The sequence below is a fragment of the Clostridium sp. AM42-4 genome, from assembly GCF_003480105.1.
Lineage (GTDB): Bacteria > Bacillota > Clostridia > Lachnospirales > Lachnospiraceae > Brotaphodocola.
Genome location: NZ_QUIK01000015.1, coordinates 70,038 through 89,929, shown reverse-complemented (window position 1 = coordinate 89,929; position 19,892 = coordinate 70,038). Strand labels below are relative to the sequence as shown.

Annotated in this window: 14 protein-coding genes; 12 read left to right on the top strand and 2 right to left on the bottom strand. The window is 45.5% G+C overall.

Features of this window, described 5'->3' with window-relative positions:
- Positions 1 to 157: 157 nt before the first annotated feature.
- From DW922_RS12525 to DW922_RS12495, 7 genes are all read left to right on the top strand, one after another.
- Positions 158 to 517, top strand: a complete 360-nt coding sequence (locus DW922_RS12525) for an ArdC-like ssDNA-binding domain-containing protein (protein ID WP_118726749.1) — start codon at positions 158 to 160, stop codon at positions 515 to 517.
- Positions 498 to 731: a hypothetical protein gene (locus DW922_RS12520; RefSeq protein WP_118543291.1), complete on the top strand. Its 234-nt coding sequence runs from the start codon at positions 498 to 500 to the stop codon at positions 729 to 731. The genes DW922_RS12525 and DW922_RS12520 overlap by 20 nt, the downstream gene beginning before the upstream one ends.
- Positions 632 to 853, top strand: coding sequence for a JAB domain-containing protein (locus DW922_RS12515; RefSeq protein WP_118543290.1), 222 nt, complete (start codon positions 632 to 634; stop codon positions 851 to 853). The genes DW922_RS12520 and DW922_RS12515 overlap by 100 nt, the downstream gene beginning before the upstream one ends.
- A 309-nt stretch (positions 854 to 1,162) precedes the next feature.
- Entirely contained in the window at positions 1,163 to 5,158 is a 3,996-nt protein-coding gene (locus DW922_RS12510; RefSeq protein WP_118726748.1) for a hypothetical protein, read from the top strand.
- 146 nt (positions 5,159 to 5,304) lie between these two features.
- Positions 5,305 to 9,459, top strand: coding sequence for a leucine-rich repeat protein (locus DW922_RS12505; protein WP_118726747.1), 4,155 nt, complete (start codon positions 5,305 to 5,307; stop codon positions 9,457 to 9,459).
- A gap of 422 nt (positions 9,460 to 9,881) precedes the next feature.
- Positions 9,882 to 10,145, top strand: a complete 264-nt coding sequence (locus tag DW922_RS12500; RefSeq protein WP_118543287.1) for a type II toxin-antitoxin system prevent-host-death family antitoxin — start codon at positions 9,882 to 9,884, stop codon at positions 10,143 to 10,145.
- Entirely contained in the window at positions 10,142 to 10,474 is a 333-nt protein-coding gene (locus DW922_RS12495; protein ID WP_118726746.1) for a type II toxin-antitoxin system RelE/ParE family toxin, read from the top strand. Before DW922_RS12500 ends, DW922_RS12495 begins: the two co-directional genes overlap by 4 nt.
- A gap of 167 nt (positions 10,475 to 10,641) precedes the next feature.
- On the opposite strand, the gene DW922_RS12490 is transcribed toward DW922_RS12495, so the two are convergent.
- Together DW922_RS12490 and DW922_RS12485 are read right to left on the bottom strand one after the other, a co-directional pair.
- Positions 10,642 to 12,933, bottom strand: coding sequence for a glycogen/starch/alpha-glucan phosphorylase (locus DW922_RS12490; RefSeq protein ID WP_118726745.1), 2,292 nt, complete (start codon positions 12,931 to 12,933; stop codon positions 10,642 to 10,644).
- A gap of 213 nt (positions 12,934 to 13,146) precedes the next feature.
- Positions 13,147 to 14,535: an amidohydrolase gene (locus DW922_RS12485; RefSeq protein WP_118726744.1), complete on the bottom strand. Its 1,389-nt coding sequence runs from the start codon at positions 14,533 to 14,535 to the stop codon at positions 13,147 to 13,149.
- Positions 14,536 to 14,854: 319 nt separating this feature from the next.
- Here DW922_RS12485 and DW922_RS12480 point away from each other — a divergent pair, with 319 nt between their 5' ends.
- The 5 genes from DW922_RS12480 (at position 14,855) to DW922_RS12460 (ending at position 19,856) form a co-directional block, all read left to right on the top strand.
- Complete coding sequence (locus tag DW922_RS12480) at positions 14,855 to 16,042, top strand: XdhC/CoxI family protein (protein ID WP_118726743.1); 1,188 nt, start codon at positions 14,855 to 14,857, stop codon at positions 16,040 to 16,042.
- Positions 16,043 to 16,276: 234 nt separating this feature from the next.
- Positions 16,277 to 17,335: a molybdopterin-binding protein gene (locus tag DW922_RS12475; RefSeq protein WP_118721135.1), complete on the top strand. Its 1,059-nt coding sequence runs from the start codon at positions 16,277 to 16,279 to the stop codon at positions 17,333 to 17,335.
- A 1-nt stretch (position 17,336) separates the two neighbouring features.
- Positions 17,337 to 17,834, top strand: a complete 498-nt coding sequence (gene moaC, locus DW922_RS12470) for a cyclic pyranopterin monophosphate synthase MoaC (RefSeq protein ID WP_118721134.1) — start codon at positions 17,337 to 17,339, stop codon at positions 17,832 to 17,834.
- Positions 17,831 to 18,901, top strand: a complete 1,071-nt coding sequence (moaA, locus tag DW922_RS12465) for a GTP 3',8-cyclase MoaA (RefSeq protein ID WP_118726742.1) — start codon at positions 17,831 to 17,833, stop codon at positions 18,899 to 18,901. Before moaC ends, moaA begins: the two co-directional genes overlap by 4 nt.
- A gap of 4 nt (positions 18,902 to 18,905) precedes the next feature.
- Positions 18,906 to 19,856, top strand: a complete 951-nt coding sequence (locus DW922_RS12460; RefSeq protein ID WP_118726741.1) for an MOSC domain-containing protein — start codon at positions 18,906 to 18,908, stop codon at positions 19,854 to 19,856.
- Positions 19,857 to 19,892 lie beyond the last annotated feature (36 nt).

The window sequence follows — 19,892 nt, the reverse complement described above, 5'->3', positions numbered from 1 at the left end:
TGCTTCGTAATCAGATGCTCGGTAATTCAATTGCCGATGTAGTTCACATGAACTAATTTGCTTTGTATGTAGGACTTCTATATAATTCATTTGTAGTGTCACTTGATATTTTTTCTTTTAAAAGCCAATATGGCTTTCCGGAGAAAGGTGAAAATTTATGACGAATGAGATGCTTATTTGGAATGAAAGAATACGGCTTTTTGAATCCGGAAAAATCGGTGGTACGGGAAGAATGATAGAACTTCATGCGGAAGATGGCACGGTGAAAAAAATGGAAGAGCCAGAAAAAATTCACAGTTACAGCCGGTGGCAGGAATACGGCTACCAAGTGAAAAAAGGAGAAAAAGCGGTCAGCACCATTGAAATTTGGAAGTATGCACAGAAAAAGGAAGATTCAGACAAAGACGGAGAAGATGCTGAGGGAAGCGAAAGAGTGTTTAAAAAGAAAGCATTTTTCTTTCGGTTTTCACAGGTAGAACCAATACGGAGGGCAGAAGATGAATGTGAAAAAGTATGATGTTAGAGTAAGGGAAAGCCGGATACCGTATCTTGTAGCGGTAGGAAAGACAAGGATTACCGATGAAGATATGCACCAGTCTCCAAAACGGATAGCAGATGTGATAGGGACGGTATACCATGCGGACCGATTGCCGGAAGAGCATATGTTTTTGCTGTCGTTCATAACCATCCGAGTGGAGACCCAAGCCCATCAGATGCAGATATTAAAATAACAGAACGAATTGCCATGGCTGCCAAGGTATGCGGCGTCGATATGTGCGACCATATCATTATAGCCGGGGCACGGAAAAATGCGTATTTTAGCTTTCGTGAGAATACGGGTATTTTGCAATAATTCGCACAGGCTAAGTGATGCGGGTACAGGGGAGCCCCTGTGCCCGCGAGGGAACCCCCGATGCTCCCCGGCCCGCCTGGGCCGCGCCCGTTCCCTCGACCCTCCCGTAAAAACTTTTTGCTAAAAAGCTATCAAAAATCCATATATATTTGACAATTATTGCGGAAAAGAGTATTATTCAAATTGGATTTTGTTACAAAGATAAGGTCAATAAAATTAAGCGCATATATAATGAGAATATGGGATTCCTTTTATGTTACAGTGGGACCACACACTTTCAAAGTGTATTCGCATGAGGGGAGAAATACCATGAAAAAGAAAAAGTTACTGTCGTATATCTTGTCTACAAGTCTATTGATTTCTCTTACATCCAATCCAGTTTTGGCTATGACTGGGGGGGGGGCAAATATCGATCAAGAGATAACATCTGTACAGGAAAATCAAGATAATAATTCCAATCAAAACGAAAAAGATCAGGAGTCAGATTCAAAAGATATTTCAGATTCCAAAGACCAGAAGGATGAACCATCATCGGGTACTGATAAAGAAGAAGACTCTGATAGCGGAGATAAATCATCTGATCAGGACAAGGGTTCGGATAAAGCTGAAAAAGGATCTGATGCTGATGATCTGAATAAAGATCATAAACAGGATGATCCGGAATCGGAGTCAGATAAAGGCAAGGATTCCACAGATTCTGACAAATCAGATAAGGAAGATGATAAAGATCCGGTAAAAGAAGATTCATCTGAGAAAAAGGATGATGTATCAGATTCAGATTCTACAGATCAGGAAAAGAAAGATACTGAGAATGAAGATAAAACTAGTGAGAAACAGGAAGATGATTTAGAAACATCTTCTGGTAAGAGTGATTCTTCATCAGAGACCAAAAAAGAAGAGGAAGAAGCAGATCCGGATTGTGCCCAGTTGGAAGGCTGCGTGAATGGGAAACACGATAAGGATTGTCCTTTGTATGAAGAAGATGTGGATTTGCTTCCAGATCTGGAATGTGCGCATCTGGAGGGATGTGTTGGCGAACTCCACGACAAGGATTGCCCGCTTTATGAAGAGCCGGATATGGAGAAAGAATGTCTGCATCTGGCTGGCTGCGTAGACGGAAAACATGATCCAGATTGTCCATGTTATAAAGAAGCAGATCCGTTGATGCTTGCTCGTGGCGTTCAGGTATCGGATGTAATCTATCTTGATGCGTCCGGAGACGATACAAATAATGGTACAAGCGCAGAGACAGCTGTTCAGACCTTAGAAAAAGCTTATGAAATAGCTGAGGATGGAGATACCATTTATTTGCTTTCTGATATTGTGTTACATCAGCCAACGGTATTAACGGGTGATAAGTCTGTGACCATTGAAAGCGCTTCTGATGATGAAACACATACAATTACATATGCAAGTGCCACTTTACCTAAACCAAAACAAGAAAATTATATGATCAAGATAGGAAATGAAGCAGGCACTCCTGTTCAAACGCAAGTGGTACTTGCGAATTTGGTGATAGATGCTGAAACCCAGGATATGCGGTGTCTAAGAGTTTGCTCTGGTGCCAGTCTGACTTTGGATGATGGAGCAACCGTAACAAATGGACGGGCAATCTCTCAGGATGGAACAACAGGAACTAATGACTGGGGCGGTGGTATTGTGGTAGATGGCAATGCAACGCTGACGATGGAAGATGGATCTGAAATTACAAATTGTTCTGCAGAGTGGGGCGGCGCAGTTTACGTAAGCGGTGAAATGGTAATAAATGGAGGCGAGATCAGCAATAATACAGCAGTTGGAGATATTTATGAGATTAATGGAGTAAATAGATCTGCAAGTGCACATGGTGGTGCTATTATGGTCCGGGCATGTAAGGCAGATTATGATACCACTTATAATGAACCGGCGAAACTTATCATGAATAGAGGAGAGATTAAGGATAATGCGGCTACTGCGGATGCCAGTGCATTTGGTGGCGCTATAGCAATCATTGGGGCACCAGGTGCATCGGATGAGCCAAATGTGTTTGAAATGTCAGGAGGCTTAATTTCAGATAATCATGCGGTTGATGGTGGTGCGATATCTGCTTATATTGCGGATAATCATTGGCAGGGAAATGTAGAGATTCTGATTTCAGATGATGCCACTATAGAAGAAAACGAAGTAAGACGTTCTGGTGGTGCCATCTATTTGAATAGCAATAATGCAGGAAACTATACAAACAAACTGGAAATAACAGGTGGTACTATTTCTGAGAATAAGGCTGTCAATAGTGGAAGCAAAGGCGGCGGTATTTATTTATCGGGACAGGGTGACTTGCTATACCTGGTAGATGGTAAAATTGAGAATAATGAGGCAGGTATGGGTGGAGCCATTTCGATTAATTCATCAGGAGAGAAAAAAGCGAAAGCCTGTGTACTTGGGGGTACAATTGCGGATAACAAAGCTACAGACGGATATCCAGCGCAAGATACTCAGCCGGAACGGTATTATTATGGCAATGCGATTGATCAGGATGGTGAGTTGTACCTAAATGGCATAAGTGCGGATATCCGTGGAGACATCCGGATTAAATGTGATGCAGTTGGAAGTAGAATTTTCACAAATCGCTTTGTAACATTAATTGGCGCGTCGGAAGATATGAATGATTATGAACTTTCTTCTGATCAGGCTGGATCGGTAGATGGAAGAGCGGTTGTTGTGCCTGGTAATGTTACGTATGATGGAATGGATTATGAGGTTGCGGATGCTGAGCCGTATGTGTCCCATTTTAAGCAGAACCATAAGAGAATCGTTACTAATACGGATTATAAGAATCAGGTTCCAACAGGTACGAATCATGAAAAGAGCCTGGTTCTGTATGGAAAACATGCTGTGGAAATCACCCCGATGGATATTACCATTTACGTCGGTGGAAATGGGTATGATGGTGTGATTGGTTCTGATGGTCAGTTTGCTACAAATGATCTTCCAGAGATCGGATTTTACCTGACACTTCCGGATGAATTAAATGAGCTGCTTGGAAGTATGCAGGAAGAACCGAAAGACCTTAGTGACTATGTTGCCCTGACTTATAACGACAGTTCTAACCGCACAACGCGTGACTGGGCTTTACAGTTATATGGAGAAGAGGACAGCAGTCTGGCAAAGGTAGATGGCCAGCATGTTTATATTTACAAGCTGATGTCGAGTAAAATAAATGGCACGGCTGAGCAGATACCGCTTCGTATGCAGTTTACGGATGAAGCTGGCAACGTTATGGTAGATTCCAAATTCCCTGTCAATGATACAGACCAGTTCCGTGACTATAAAGTTGATTTTTATTCTGGAGAGTTGGATGCAAAGTTTTATAACGTTACCGTCCAGGTTAATGGCAGCACGCAAACATATCCGGTCATTTTGAACAGCGGAAGTTTGAAAGTACGTGGAAACAAGGATCAGACCTATCGGGATATTTCCGATACCATGCCAAGTGTGAATCCGCAAAACAAAGGAGTTATCCTGGCAGAGACAGCACAGGATAATACGCAGTATTTCATTAATAAAAGCAATGTGAATGCAGACCCTGCAGGCGTAAAACTTCTGGTTGATCACAGCCTTGATGATACGCTGTTGACTGCTTACCTGAATCAGAATAAAAATGCGGATGGTAAATATGTTTATCAGTTCAGGTACCTTGACCTGGTTGATACACATAACGGAAACGCATATATGACGATGGCAGGTGGTCAGAAGATGAACATTTACTGGCCGGTTCCGGAAGATGCGAAAGAAGATTCTACATTCCATATTGTGCATTTCGGAGGATTGAACCGAGAGAGCAATGCGGATATGAATGATTTACTGAGAAATCATATTCCGGAAGAATTATCCAGTGAAAAAGTTTTCATTGACGGTCAGGCGTTCATTAAGTTTTCGGTTGGAAGTTTTTCACCGTTTGCCTTGATGTATGAAAATGGCAGCACATCCGGTAATGGAGGAAATTCCGGTAACAGCGGCACATCGAATGGAAATAATGGTTCTTCTGGTGGAGAAAGCAGTTCATCTGGCAGTGGAAGCAGCGGTGGTCACAGTTCCAGCGCTGGATCCGTTACTGCAGGAACCACACAACAGGAAAAGCCGGAAGAAACTAATCTGGCAGAAAATGTATCTGCAGTGGATAATACAGACGAGATAAAAGAAGAAAATCAGGTTGAAACTGCACTTCCAAAAACAGGTCAGTCAGATAACTGGTCTGCAGTGCTTCTTTTCAACAGCGCAATCCTTCTTCTTTTCACCTGTTTTTTTAAGAAAAAAGAACACTAACAAAAAAATGAAGCTGGGCAGCAAAAGTTGCTGCTCAGCTTCTTACAAAGCAAAAGAGCGTATATATTGCGAGAATATGTGATTCCTTTCTTCATTGGGACTATTTAATTTCAAAATACATACATTCGGAGTAAGAAAGGAATAATATGAAAAAGAAAAAATTATTATCGTACATCTTAACTACAAGTCTACTGATCTCTCTTACTGCTAATCCGGTATTATCCATGGCCGAGGAAACAAATCTGAGCCAGGAAATTACGGTTGATCAAGATAATCCTGATCAAGATTCTAAATCCCAGAACATTTCATCAGAAAAAAATGCAGACTCAAAAGATAAAAACGAGAACGATGGATCAGACCGTGGTGATGAAATAGAACCGTCTGAAGATGGAAAAACAGAAGATCTGCAGGAAGATGAAGACAAAGCCAATTTATCTTCTGGAAAAGATGAAAAGCCGGATCTGAATGGATCTGATGGTGACCAATCAGAAGAATCGAAGAAAGATTCGATAAATGATTCTTCTGAGGAAGACTCTGATCAGGCAGATGCAGACTATGGCAGATTGGACGAAGATGAAAATATTGATCCTGATTTTAGTCAGCCAGTTGAAAATCCAGAGGAATCTTCTAGTGCTGCAGGTACTACTGCAAATTCTGGAAGTACTTCGGGCGGTTCTGGAACATCGAAAAAGAATGATGCTGATTTAGATGAATGTGAGCATTTAGAAGGTTGCGTGGATGGCAAACATGATCCAGAATGCCCGTTATATGAAGGAGAAGTGGAACTGCCGTCAGAAGCCGAATGTGCGCATTTGGAAGGGTGCGTTGGTGAACTTCATGACAAGGACTGTCCGCTCTATAAGGAGCTGAATGCTGCACTTTCAGCAAAACTTCCTTTGGCAGTACAAGAAAATATTTATGAAGATGTTTATATCACTGTTGATGGAGTCGAGTATCGGTTTGATTTTTATCCAGATATTCACGAAGCAAAATTGACAAGGATAACAAATCCAAATGCAACTACAGACGTTGAAATACCGGAAAAAGTAAGTTATCACAATGAAAATGAGAGCGATGATAAAGAATATACGGTAACAGAATTAAGCCTTAGCTTTTGGGCGCCTACGTGTAAAAATGTTACTAAGCTGAATATACCAGACACCGTAGAAACATGTAACAGTTATTTTAGATGTTTTTCTAACTTAGAAGAAATTACAATTCCAGGATCGGTAAAAACATTTTCCGGAAGCTTTCAATCTATGGACCATTTAAAAACTATAACTTTTGAAGAAGGTGTAGAAGAACTTGCCGGAAATTCACTGTTAAGTAATTGTGCTGTAGAAACAATTCATTTACCAGATAGTTTAAAAAGAATCACTGCACCTAGTGCGTTTTCTGGTGCTTCAAAATTAAAAACGATAGAACTTCCAGAAGGAATTGATATTCGTGAAGGAAGCTTATTTGCAAAAGATAGTTCACTTGTTTCAATAACATTGCCTGCGTCAATTACAAAAATCAATGATTCCATGTTTAAAGATTGCAGTAGTCTGGAGACTGTAACTGCAGAAGGAACCATTACAGAAGTAGGTCAAGAGGCATTTGAAAATAACACAAAGCTGACCAATATTCCAGATCTTAGTCAGGTCACATCCATGGGGACTTTTGCATTTTCTGAATGTAATAATCTGAAAGGCGAAGTTAATTTAGCAAGTTTGAATGATATTCCATATCGTGCTTTTTTAAATACACCCATTGAATCGGTTGTTTTGAGTGACAGTCTGCAGAAGATTGATGATGAGGCATTTTCAGGTACTAAAATAGCCTCGATCACATTTCCGGAATCACTGACAGCCATTGGAAGTAAATCTTTTGCAAATACTCTGCTGAACCAGGATACCTTAATCATTCCGGATAATGTGGCAACGATTGGATCGTCTGCGTTTTCTGGCGCAACCATCAAAAAACTTGTTTTGGGAAGTGGTTTGACTAATACATCAAATAATGAATTTGCAGGGATAGATGGATTGGAGTCTGTAACGGTTCAAAATAGTTCAGATGTATTGAATCTTTCCAATGCAGGTCTGCCGCAAAATGTAACCATAAATTATACGATTCCATCTATTTCAGATACAGTAGGTGATAGGATTTCCAGTGAGGCAGGTGCTCCAAGTCTGCAGGAAGCTGTAGACACTGCAGCGGATGGAGAAACCATCAAAATTAAAAAAGATATTAAGCTGAGCAGTCAAGTTACGATTCCACAAGGAAAATCGATTACAATTACTTCTGATGATGATTATACGATTGTCGGCGTAAAAGACGGTACTAAGCCGGAAAATTTATTTGAAGTGTTAGAAGGAGCAAATGTTATTTTTGCCGGGAAACTTATTTTATCAGGTAGGTATAATGACAAGAGCATTATAAAGAATCATGGTACCGTAACGATTACAGATGACGTAACCGTTCGGGATGCAACCATAAAATATGATGAAACCGGTGCGCTGGAAAATAGTGGGACCAATGCGAAACTTGTTATTTCAGGAGGGCAAATCACAAACAACAAAATCATAAATCATGCGGAGTATAGTGCGACAGTCCTGATCAAAGATGGTGCTGCTTTTGAAATGACTGGTGGCAGCATTCAAGATAATAATTCTGTTAATGCAAATTACTCCCATTCCACTGGTGGCGTGTTCTTTTTTGGTGCGAGCAAAGGGGAAATGTCAGGAGGACGCATTCAAAGGAATATTGGACATCGCGGCAGCGTTGTAGTTCTTAGCAATGACCGCGATGCTGATCAGCAAGCAGCGTTTACGTTATCTGGTGATGGATTGATCACAGAAAACAGTGGTACTTCCGGTAATAATGTTGATGCAGGTGGGGCTGTATTTATAGAAAATAATGCAGTATTTGAGATGACCGGTGGAAAGATAACGAATAATCATTTCATTCAAGGCGGCGGAGTTTGTGTCGTGGATGATGGAGTACAAGACAGCACAATTGAAGAATATGGCACTGCGTTTGTAATGAATGGAGGTACAATATCTGGAAATCACGCATCCACTGGTGGCGGAATTTATAGTTTTTCTAACGGAACCGTTCTCAATTCTGGAAAAATAGTAAATAATACGGCAGGTATTTCAGGCGGAGGTATTTATTCCGAGGGAACACGTAATAACGGCTACAGTTCTATGCATTTATATAATGCGATTGTTACAAATAATACAGCCCAACAGGGAGGTGGCCTGTGGTTTTGCGCAACTGGTACCACAACCCTGAATATCAAAGATGGTATTGGCATCTTTGAAAATAAAGCGGTGGAATCAGATGATAAAGCAGCCGGTGATGATCTGGTATTTAGTGTTTTCGGTAATGGCGATCCTGACTATACAGCTACATTATCAAGTCGTATGTTAGGTGGCGGTGCGATCCAGTGGTATCCGGATGGCAAAATATATAATGGAGTCACCTCATCTTATCCAAGCGTGATTTCTGATATACGCTATAATAAAGATGATCCAACAAGTACAGCATTGGAGTCTGGAAAACTGGCAGATATTCAGACGAGTCAGGCTTTAAAAACGATAATGTCTGCGGATGCACAGAATCTGGCAGAGAATGAAGCACAGTTATTCATAGAGGGAAATACAGCAAAATATGGCGGAGGCATCGGTGCAAACGGAGGTATTATTGTAGGAGAAGATGATACGATTGATATATCGGTCAAAAAAGTCTGGAACAATGCCCCGGCTTCCGGAACGCCGGATTCGGTCACGATTCGCCTGATAAATGAGGGACATGTGATTGACAGAGCTGTTTTAAATGCGGCAAACAACTGGGAATATCAGTTTGAGGATCTTCCGAAAGGATATTCTTATTCTGTATCAGAAGTTGTTCCTGCAGATTATACGCCAACGGTATCTGGAAATCAGACAGATGGGTTCCAGATATTGAACACCTATACTCCTGGAACACCTGCAGAACCGGAAAAACCGGATAATGGAGGAACAAATCCTGGAAATTCAAATCATGGATCAGGAAGTTCTGGTTCAAGTGGCTCTGGCAGTTCAGGAGAATCCGGAAGCAGTACAAGAACTGCACAAGTTGTTGAAACAACTCCAGTTGAACCGGTAAAAGAAGATATACAGCCGATTCCAGAAGATATTCAACATGAAGATTTTACTTCCGAAGCCAATAGTGCATTGCCAAAAACAGGGCAGGAAGCAAACAAGTCTGCACTTGTATTTTTCTCCAGCGCACTGCTTTTGTTTGCTATGCTGATTTTTAAGAAAAAAGAAGACTGATAAAGAAACTTATGATTTTCAGATCCTTATGGGGCTGGTAATAGGAAAGTGCTTGTGTGAGAATATCCATCAAGCACTTTCTTAGTGTTGCGATAACATATCAAGCAGTATAATCATTACGGACTGTTTGTCAACAAGATTTACAATTTTGTTTTATGGGGGAAGGGATGAAAACGATGAAAAGATCGACGATGTTGTTTTATGTTATGTTTTTTGGGACTCTTGCTATCGTTCTCATTTCCTGCGTCAGCTGCTGATACAGCAGAAAAGGTTGTACGGGTTGGATGGTATGAAGATTCTTACAATGTTACAGTGAGATTTTTAACTTGTACTTCACGATCATGGAAATTTATTTGAATCTTAATATTGATTATATAAAGAAATCTTGGTATAATTTTGTTATCATATAAGGGGGTGTTTTTATGCCAACAATCAAATCCAGTGCTGATCTAAGAAACAATTACAATGAGATTTCAACTCATTGCCACACTTACACTGAGCCAGTTTTTATCACTAAAAACGGAAAAGGTGACCTTGCCGTGATGAGCATTGAAGCCTACGAAGCACTAACAAGCCGCTTTGAGTTATACGATCAGATTCATGAAGGAATGGATGATATTAAATTCGGAAATACACGACCGTTTTCAGACGCATTATCAGAGATCCGGAAAGGACGTCGTAGATGAGTTATACAATCCACATCACTGCAACAGCAGAGAGAGATCTTCTGAAAGCAGCCGACTATATAGAATTTTCCCTCAAAAATCTGGATGCTGCAGACCACTTACTGGATACTGCAGATGAACAAATTTCTTCTTTAGCTGAAATGCCTCAGAGATACCGGATCGTAGGTGATCCAGTCTTATCCAGTTGGGGAATCCGTTTCATAAAAGTCAATAACTATCTGGCATTTTATACTATAGATGAAAATAAACAGTTAGTAATCATCGTGCGTTTTCTGTATCAAAAAAGTAACTGGGCTTTTATCCTTCATCACGGGGTTCCGCTTCAATAAAACCAAATGGCCAACTTAAAAAGAAAACAGGCTATCTCTCCGGAGATAGACCTGTTTTTTTATGGATTTTTCAAAAAGGGCGTGTGAAAAAATGATTTCTCATTTTTTTACACGCCCTTTTTGGTTATACAATAAGATATGCAACACGCAGTTCAGAAAATTCCTACCTACGACAATTTCCAGATATCCTTGTTGTACTGTGCGATTGTCCGGTCGGAGGAGAAGAATCCGGCCTTGCTGATGTTAACGAGCATCTTCTTTGCCCATTCGGTGCGGTCGGTGTAAGCGGCATAGGCATTTTCGCGGGTCTTTACGTAATCCTGGAAATCCGGGAAGGTCATGAACCAGTCTTTGTTTAACAGCTCTTTGTAGAGACGCTCCAGATTTTCTTTCTGGCCGATCTTAAGCAGTTCTTTTCCGACGATGAAATCGACAGCGGCTTTTAAGTCTTTGTCTTTCTCGTACCAGTCTTTGGACTTGTAGTCACCGCGTTCATAGCGGGCAATGACCGTCTCGGAGGATTCGCCGAAGGTGAAGATATTATCTTTGCCGACCAGCTCTGCAATCTCTACATTTGCGCCGTCCATGGTGCCAAGGGTCAGGGCACCGTTTAACATGAATTTCATGTTGCCGGTTCCAGATGCCTCTTTGGAGGCCAGGGAGATCTGCTCGGAGATGTCGCAGGCCGGAATGAGCTTTTCAGCCAGGGTTACATTGTAGTTTTCCACCATGAAAACTTTCAGGTGTGGACTTACCTTTGGATCTTTGTTGATAAGTTCCTGCAAACATAAAATTAAGTGGATAATATCCTTTGCAATAACGTAAGCGGGAGCTGCTTTGGCACCAAACAGTACGGTGATTGGTGTTTTCGGGATCTTTCCGGCTTTGATCTCTAAGTATTTGTGGATGACATAGAGGGCATTCATCTGCTGGCGTTTGTACTCGTGCAGGCGTTTTACCTGGATATCGAAAATGGAATCCGGGTTTAACACCAGCCCCTGGGTCTCTTTTAAATAGGAAACCAGCTGTGCTTTCTTTTGGGTCTTCACCTCCAGAAGCTTGTTCAGTACAGCTGGATCGGATACAAAGGTACCAAGTTTTTCCAGCTCCATGGCATCTTTTTTCCAGCCTTCCCCGATGAGGGAGGTGATGAGGGCAGAAAGCTCTGGGTTGCAGGACATGAGCCATCGGCGGAAGGTGATGCCGTTGGTCTTGTTGTTGAAGCGCTCCGGATACAGCTTGTAGAAGTTGTTCAGCTCCGTATTTTTCAAAATCTCGGTGTGCAGGTAGGCAACGCCATTGACGCTGTAGCCGTAGTGGATATCCATATGAGCCATGTGCACCAGTCCGTTCTGGATGATGTAGGTGCTCTCGTCCTTTACGGTAGCGCGGATGCGGTTGTCCAGCTCGCGGATGATCGGCATCAGCTGCGGAACTGCTTTTTCCAGGAAAGAGATCGGCCATTTTTCCAGGGCCTCTGCCAGAATGGTGTGGTTTGTGTAGGCACATACTTTGGAAACGATGGAGATCGCTTCATCCATTAAAATACCGTGCTGTCCTAAAAGGCGGATCAGCTCCGGAATGACCATGGACGGATGGGTATCGTTGATCTGAACGGCAGCGTACTCAGCAAGGTCATGCAGGTTGGAACCGCGGGCGATACACTCGTCTAAGATCAGCTGGGCTGCATTGCTGACCATAAAGTACTGCTGGTACACGCGCAGCAGGCGTCCTTTGTCATCGGAATCATCCGGGTAGAGGAAGAGGGTCAGGTTTTTCTCAATCTCGGTTTTATCGAAGTCGATGCCATCTTTGACAATGCTCTCGTCCACGGATTCCAGATCAAAGAGACGCAGGCGGGTGGAGTGGTTGTCGTAGCCGGTCACATCCATATCGTAGAGGCGGGAGGTAACCGTAAAGCCGCCGAACGGAACCTGGTAACTGGTCCCGGTTTTGGTCAGCCAGCTTTCTTTTTCCATCCACGGGTTCGGAGTTTCCTGCTGGAGATGCTTTTTATCAAAAACCTGCTTAAACAGGCCGTAATGGTAGTTTAAGCCGACACCATCGCCGTTTAAGCCGAGGGTGGCGATAGAATCTACAAAGCAGGCAGCCAGACGGCCAAGACCGCCGTTTCCAAGAGATGGCTCCGGCTCCAGTTCCTCGATCTCTGCAAGGCTCTTGCCAGCAGCTTCCAGTTCTTTTTTGACTTCATCGTAAAGCCCAAGATTGATGAGGTTGTTGGAGAGCAGTTTGCCGATCAGAAACTCTGCGGAGATGTAGTAGAGCTTGCGCTTGCCGGAAGCAGTCTCTTTTGCCGGAGAGGTTTCCTGTGCAGAAGCGTTTTCCTTCTCTTTTGCAAGTTTCTTTACCTGCTCCAAAAGGCAGAGGTAGATTTCCTCATTGGTGCAGGAAGCTAGTGGCTTCTTATATTTTTCTTTTACAGCGTTTGTCAGATTCATGATGGTTAAAAACTCCCTTCTCTGAAGTGTGAGGCATGTTGCTGTTCGCAGGTAGGAATTTTCTGAACAGTAACGAATGGATCACAGAAACAAAAATTTGTTTTTATTATAACAAAGTCATGCCGGATTGTGCAACCAAAATTGCAGACAGAAAGCCAGGCAAAAACCAAGTGAAAAGTCAGATTGCCAGTTCGGCATGAACAGGCAGTAAAATTAAAAATCTCCAGGTTTTACAGAGTCTGGCAGCATGGACCGATAGCGGCGTTTTCCTTTCTGCTGCTGATAATCCGCCTGAATGTGTTCGCAAAGTTCCGGACTGGAATACAGCTGTTTTGCAGCAGTAAATAAAATCCGTGCTGCATAGTGCATCCCCTTATGGGCCAGAGGACTTTTTCCCTGGGCTACGATCTGCCAGGTATGCAGGGCGCAGCCAGTGGCTGCGGTTGCGACACCAATGAGACCGGTGGGAACCTGCCAGCTCACATCGCCTACATCGGTACTGCCAAGGTTGATGGTCTGGTCTGCAGGAAGAATCTCTGTATCAATCGAAGCGAGGGCAGAAGCAGCTTCTTCTCGCATGGTCTGCTCTATGGAAGCAGCGTCAGCGGTGCCGGACAGCTCCGGCAGCAGCATAAACTTCGCTGCATACGCATAATCTTCCTCCGTATACTCGGGTTTTTCCGTTTCCTGCATCGCCGCCATCATTAGCTTTTCCATAGCCGGAACCGATAACAGATCTGCATAAGCACTGACCGTCCGGTAAGAAACCTTGGTTCCGGTCATCAGTGCAGCCCCTTTTGCCACGTCGCTGACGCGGTCATAAAGCTCGGCAACGTAGGAGCTTTCCGGTGCCCGCAGGGCGTAGAGAAGGGTGGCAGCGGCAGGAACGATGTTCGGTGCGTCACCGCCGTCGTTTAAGTAGGCGTAGTGCATGCGGGCATCCGTTTTTACATGTTCCCGCAGGTAATTGACACCCACATTCATCAGCTCACAGGCATCCAGAGCGGAGCGGCCGAGCTCCGGGTGGGCGGCAGCGTGGGCGCTTTTTCCGGTGAAGTCGAAGATGACGCGGATATTGGCCAGAGCTTCTTTGATCAGGCCGGTTTTGGAACCAGGGTGCCAGGCCAGGGCAAAGTCCAGAACGTCAAAACAGCCGGAGCGGGTCAGGAATGCTTTTCCGGCACCGCCTTCCTCTGCCGGGCAGCCGTAATAGATCACGGTTCCGCTAAGCTGTTCTTCTTCCAGCCAGTCTTTGATGAGGCAGGCAGTCTCCATGGTGCCGGTACCGAGCAGGTTGTGTCCGCAGCCATGACCTGCTGTGCCGGGGCGGTCTGACTGGCGTTCACAGGCATTGGCCGTCTGGTTCATGCGGGGCAGGGCATCGTATTCGCCCAAAAGTCCAATCACGGGGTGACCGGAGCCGAAGCTTGCGGAAAATGCGGTGGCAATACCGCCAAGATTTCGCTCTATAGTGAAACCATTTTTTTTCAGAAAATCAGCCTGCAGTGTGCTGGAACAAAATTCCTGGTAACGGGTTTCCGCAAAGTCCCAGATCTGGTCGCTGATGGATTCAAATTGCTGTTCAAACTGTTGTCTGTTCATGATGAAAAGAAACCTCCGGCTATATGATTTTTGTCTGAATCTTTACCATATTTTCTGTGCCATATTATAGCATTTCTGTTTGGGTTTGAAAACCGGGACTTTGCCGGCGCTTTGCATTCCAGAACGGCAAAAGCTGCTGTCCAGACGGTATTGTACGGAAGTTTCAGTTCAGAAAAATTCCGTCGCGGAACAGTAACATTTTGTATCTGTTGTTGTGTACATTTTCGTTATATAACATTTACAGAAACGAAAAAAGTTGTTACAATAAAATGATAATCAGAAAAATAGTTAGGCTGACTATCTAAAAAGGAGCGTGCAGATGATGGGAATGGAAAACAATGTATATGGGGAACTTTTGCTGGGCCTTCAGTTGGAAAACCAGAAAATTCTTCTGACCAGCCTGCAGGAAGACGGTACACTGGAAAAGCATATTTATGAGCCGGGAAGAGAGGAAGAAGCTGTCGAGGCATTGGCACAGCAGGCAGCGTTTGAAAAGAAGGTATGTATTCTGGGATTTGAGCAGGAGCAGAAGCGTGTACAGGGCAGCGAACCGGACCGTACGAAAGAAAACGGGCAGGATGACAGACCAGATTGTGCGAAAAACACCTGTCATGGTAGCGGAACGGATGATGCGAAAGACGCCGGACAGAATGGGAAAAAGTGGATCGCGGAGCCGTTTTGCAGGGAAAACCGTATGCTGATCTTTGGCGGCGGTCATGTTTCCCTGGCTCTTGCAGAGTTTGCAGCCCGCACCGGGTTTTCCGTGACGGTGACCGATGACCGGCCAGCCTTTGCCAATAAGCTGCGTTTCCCAACCGCAAAGGAAGTGCTCTGTATGGATTTTGAAGCGGCAATTGAAAAGCTTGGTGTCAATTCATCGGACTTTGCGGTTCTCTTAACAAGAGGCCATCGTCATGATGGTGTCTGCCTTAAGGCACTGGCCAAACAGCCGCAGACCGCATATCTTGGCATGATCGGTTCCAGAAAGCGCGTCCGGGAATTAAAGGATACGCTGGAGGAGGAAGGCATCAGCAGAGCGTGGCTGGACTGGATCCACACTCCGGTCGGACTGGATATCGGTGCAGTGACACCGGAGGAGATCGCAGTGGCAATCCTTGCAGAGACCATTCAGGTAAAGCGCAAACCGGAGACAGAGGGCGGCAGAAAGGTATCCCAGTCGGATATTGATATGGAAGTCATTCATGATCTGGCAGAGCCGGATGAAAAGTTCGCGGACCAGAAAAAAGCAGTGATCACTATTTTGGGCACCAAAGGTTCGACACCGAGAAAAGCCGGAGCCAAGATGATCGTTTATGAGACCGGCCTTATTCAGGGAACCATCGGCGGCGGCTGTGCGGAGGCAAACCTGATGCAGCATGCCAGAGAGGTTATCCGCGATGGTATTTACCAGATCCGGCATGTGGATATGACCGGGAAAGCAGCAGAGGAAGAAGGCATGGTCTGCGGAGGCGTGATGCAGGTATTGATCGAACGGGATGATTTCTAAAAAAATGTTAGGAAAACTTTCAAAAAATTAGATAAGTGATTGCATTTCCAGGTAAAACAGATTACAATAGAAGCATCTGAAAAGCCGGTTTGCCGGAAGGCAGGCCGGTTAAAAAAGTGAATCGTTATTTTTTTGAAAAAATAACGGTGGTTCTATAGAATAGCCTGGTAACCAGAAGGACGTGAAACAGTTACCGGTTTCAAATATTCACATGGAGATTGGGAGGAGCTATACATGAAGCTGATAAAAACAGTCGATGCAGAGGGAGCAGTTCTCTGCCATGACATCACACAGATCATCCGCGGTGTAACAAAAGATGCGGTGTTTCGTAAGGGCCATATTGTAACCAGAGAAGATATTCCGGTACTTTTGAGTGTCGGAAAAGATACCCTTTATGTATGGGAAAAAGAAGATGGCATGCTTCATGAGGATGAAGCAGCCGAAGTGCTTTGTGAAATCTGCAAGGGTGAGCATATGGACCGTTCCCAGCCGAAGGAAGGCAAGATCGAGCTGACTGCGGCCTGCGATGGTCTTTTAAAGATTGACGCAAAGGCTTTAAAAGAGGTCAACGCCTTTGGCCAGATGATGATCGCCACCCGCCATGGCAATTTTGCCGTGAAGAAGGGGGACAAGCTGGCAGGTACCCGCATTATCCCGCTGGTCATTGAAGAAGAAAAAATGAAAAAGGTCAAGGCACAGACCATGGAACTGACTGGTGGAAAGCCAATCCTGGAACTGAAACCGTTCCAACACAAACAGGTTGGAATCATCACCACCGGAAACGAAGTGTTCCATGGACGCATCCAGGACACGTTCACACCGGTGATCGTGGACAAGCTGGCGGAGTTTAATGCCGAGGTGACCGATCATGTGACCTGGGATGATGACGATAAAAAAGTAACAGCCAGTATCCTCGACATGATCGAAAAGGGCGCGGACATTGTCATCTGCACCGGAGGAATGAGTGTAGATCCGGATGACAAGACTCCGCTTGCGATCAAAAATACCGGTGCACGCATCGTATCCTATGGTGCGCCAGTGCTTCCGGGAGCCATGTTTTTACTGGCTTACTATGACCGCATGGAACAGGGAAAGAACCGCAGAACCGTCATTATGGGACTTCCGGGCTGCGTGATGTATGCAAAGCGCACCATCTTTGACCTGGTACTTCCGCGTGTCATGGCAGATGATGAGGTTACGGCGGACGAGCTTGCAGCGCTCGGCATGGGGGGCTTATGCTTAAACTGTCCGGTCTGCACGTTCCCGAACTGTGGATTTGGAAAGGGGTACTGATATGGAATTTACCCATTTTGATGAACAGGGCAATGCCCGCATGGTGGATGTCACCGAAAAAGGCGAGACGGTCCGCGAGGCGGTTGCCAAAGGCCGTATCCGCGTAAGTGCGGAGTGCTTTGGGAAGATCAAAGAAGGCACCATGGCAAAGGGAGATGTGCTCGGCGTGGCACGCATTGCCGGGATCATGGGAGCCAAGCGTACTTCGGAGCTGATTCCGCTCTGCCATATTTTAAATCTGACAAAGCTGAATGTGGATTTTGTCATGCATCCAGAAACCTGCGAGATCGAGGCGATCTGTACGGCCAAGACCACAGGAAAGACCGGCGTGGAGATGGAGGCACTTACCGGTGTATCCGTGACGCTGCTTACCATTTACGATATGTGCAAGGCTGTGGATAAGGCTATGGAGATCGGAGCGATTCATCTGGCTGAGAAGACCGGAGGAAAGAGCGGGCATTTCATAAACCCCAAAGAGCAGGGTGGTGAGCAGGCATGAAAGATGCCCATGGAAGAGAAATCAAATATCTGCGAGTTTCTGTGACAGACCGCTGCAACCTGCGCTGCAAATACTGTATGCCAAACGGGATCGAGTGCGTGGGACACAAGGATATCCTGAGCTTTGAGGAAATCCGGCAGATCGCAGCGTGCGGGGCAAAGCTTGGCATTACCAAGATCCGCCTGACCGGCGGGGAGCCGCTGGCGAGAAAGGGATGCCCGCAGCTGATCCGCATGCTGAAAGAGATTCCGGGCATGGAAAAGATTGCCATGACGACCAACGGGACTTTGGTGAGAGCGATTCTCCCGCAGCTTGTGGAGGCAGGACTGGATGAGATCAACATCAGCCTGGATACGCTGGATGCGGAAACGTTTGCCCAAATTACCGGGCAGGATCTTCTGCCGGAAGTACTTAAGAGTATCGATGCGTCACTTGAAGCGGGGCTTAAGGTGAAGGTCAATGCAGTATCCATGCCGGATACCGACTGGCGGCGTATGGTCTCGCTGGCAAAGGAAAAACCGGTTGATGTCCGCTTTATTGAGCTGATGCCCATTGGAGCTGGAAAACAGTCGAAGGGACGCAGCAACAAGGAACTCTTAGAAGAGATCAGCAATGAATACCCGGAACTTCAGGCGGATAACAGCGTACACGGAGCCGGTCCGGCTGTCTACTATAAGATCCCAGGGTTTCAGGGAAGCATCGGGCTGATCAGTGCCATGCACGGAAAATTCTGTGCTTCCTGTAACCGGGTGCGTCTGACATCGACCGGCTTTCTAAAGACTTGCCTTTGCTATGAGGACGGCGTGGATCTGCGAAAAATCCTGCGGAAAGCAGAGGATGGAAAGATAGCAGAAACCGGAACGGGCAGGGAATGGAACAAGGCTGTGGATGAGAGCGTGGAGGGGAATGCCGTGGTGAGAGCATCGGGCATGGAAAATCCAGACATGGAGAATCGGGAACTTCTGGATGCCATGGGCCGTGCCATATACGGCAAACCTGCCGGACATTGCTTTGAGCATCCGGATCAGATCACGGAAGCGCATGGTATGAGCGCAATTGGAGGATGAGAAAATGGAATTTGGAAAAGAGGGGGTAGTGAAGGCCATCTGCATCAGTCCGGCCCGGGGAACGGAAAAGCATACGATCCCGGAGGGACATTTCATTCCGGATTTCGGAATCGAGGGCGATGCGCATGCTGGAACATGGCATCGTCAGGTGAGTCTTCTTTCCTATGATAAAGTAGAAGAGTTCAATAAAAAAGGAGCAAACGTAGGGGATGGCGCATTTGGTGAGAATCTGGTGGTGGATGGAATTGATTTTCGTGCCCTGCCGGTTGGAACCAGGCTTTATGCTGGAACCGTGGAGCTTCGCATGACCCAGATCGGCAAGGAATGCCACAGCCACTGCGCGATCTATCACCGTGTGGGCGAGTGTATTATGCCGAGGGAGGGTGTGTTTGCCGAGGTTGTAAAAGAGGGAATCATCCGCCCGGGAGATATTATGCGGGTGGAAGCGCCAGATGAGAACCGTCCGTTTACGGCTGCGGTGATCGTGCTGAGTGATAAAGGCTCCAAAGGCGAGCGGGAGGACTTAAGTGGTCCGGCAGCCGGGGACATGTTAAAGGAAGCTGGTTATGATGTCGTGGAGCGCTTTGTGATCCCGGATGAGCCGGAGGTGCTAAAACATCACCTCGTGCGTCTGGCAGACAGCCGACAGGTGGACCTGGTGGTGACCAGCGGCGGAACCGGATTTTCCATGCGGGACCAGACACCGGAGGCAACTCTGGCGGTGGCTGACCGGAATGCGCCGGGTATTGCAGAGTATATTCGTATGAAATCCATGCAGATCACAGACCGCGCCATGTTAAGCCGCGGCGTATCGGTCATCCGGAAAAAGACGCTGATCGTCAATCTGCCGGGAAGTCCGAAAGCCGTGAAAGAGAGTCTGGGCTTTATCCTGGGCGCACTGGATCATGGGTTAAAGATTCTGCGTGGGACTGCGTCAGAGTGTGCGCGGAAATAGATACCGGGAACAAGTTACAAATCTGGTGATTCATAA

Excerpts from the sequence above, each read along its gene's own strand:
- DW922_RS12525 (WP_118726749.1), top strand. The coding sequence starts at position 158 with ATGACGAATGAGATGCTTATTTGGAATGAAAGAATACGGCTTTTTGAA.
- DW922_RS12520 (WP_118543291.1), top strand. The coding sequence starts at position 498 with ATGAATGTGAAAAAGTATGATGTTAGAGTAAGGGAAAGCCGGATACCG.
- DW922_RS12510 (WP_118726748.1), top strand. The coding sequence starts at position 1,163 with ATGAAAAAGAAAAAGTTACTGTCGTATATCTTGTCTACAAGTCTATTG.
- DW922_RS12505 (WP_118726747.1), top strand. The coding sequence starts at position 5,305 with ATGAAAAAGAAAAAATTATTATCGTACATCTTAACTACAAGTCTACTG.
- DW922_RS12500 (WP_118543287.1), top strand. The coding sequence starts at position 9,882 with ATGCCAACAATCAAATCCAGTGCTGATCTAAGAAACAATTACAATGAG.
- DW922_RS12495 (WP_118726746.1), top strand. The coding sequence starts at position 10,142 with ATGAGTTATACAATCCACATCACTGCAACAGCAGAGAGAGATCTTCTG.
- DW922_RS12490 (WP_118726745.1), bottom strand. The coding sequence starts at position 12,933 with ATGAATCTGACAAACGCTGTAAAAGAAAAATATAAGAAGCCACTAGCT.
- DW922_RS12485 (WP_118726744.1), bottom strand. The coding sequence starts at position 14,535 with ATGAACAGACAACAGTTTGAACAGCAATTTGAATCCATCAGCGACCAG.
- DW922_RS12480 (WP_118726743.1), top strand. The coding sequence starts at position 14,855 with ATGATGGGAATGGAAAACAATGTATATGGGGAACTTTTGCTGGGCCTT.
- DW922_RS12475 (WP_118721135.1), top strand. The coding sequence starts at position 16,277 with ATGAAGCTGATAAAAACAGTCGATGCAGAGGGAGCAGTTCTCTGCCAT.
- moaC (WP_118721134.1), top strand. The coding sequence starts at position 17,337 with ATGGAATTTACCCATTTTGATGAACAGGGCAATGCCCGCATGGTGGAT.
- moaA (WP_118726742.1), top strand. The coding sequence starts at position 17,831 with ATGAAAGATGCCCATGGAAGAGAAATCAAATATCTGCGAGTTTCTGTG.
- DW922_RS12460 (WP_118726741.1), top strand. The coding sequence starts at position 18,906 with ATGGAATTTGGAAAAGAGGGGGTAGTGAAGGCCATCTGCATCAGTCCG.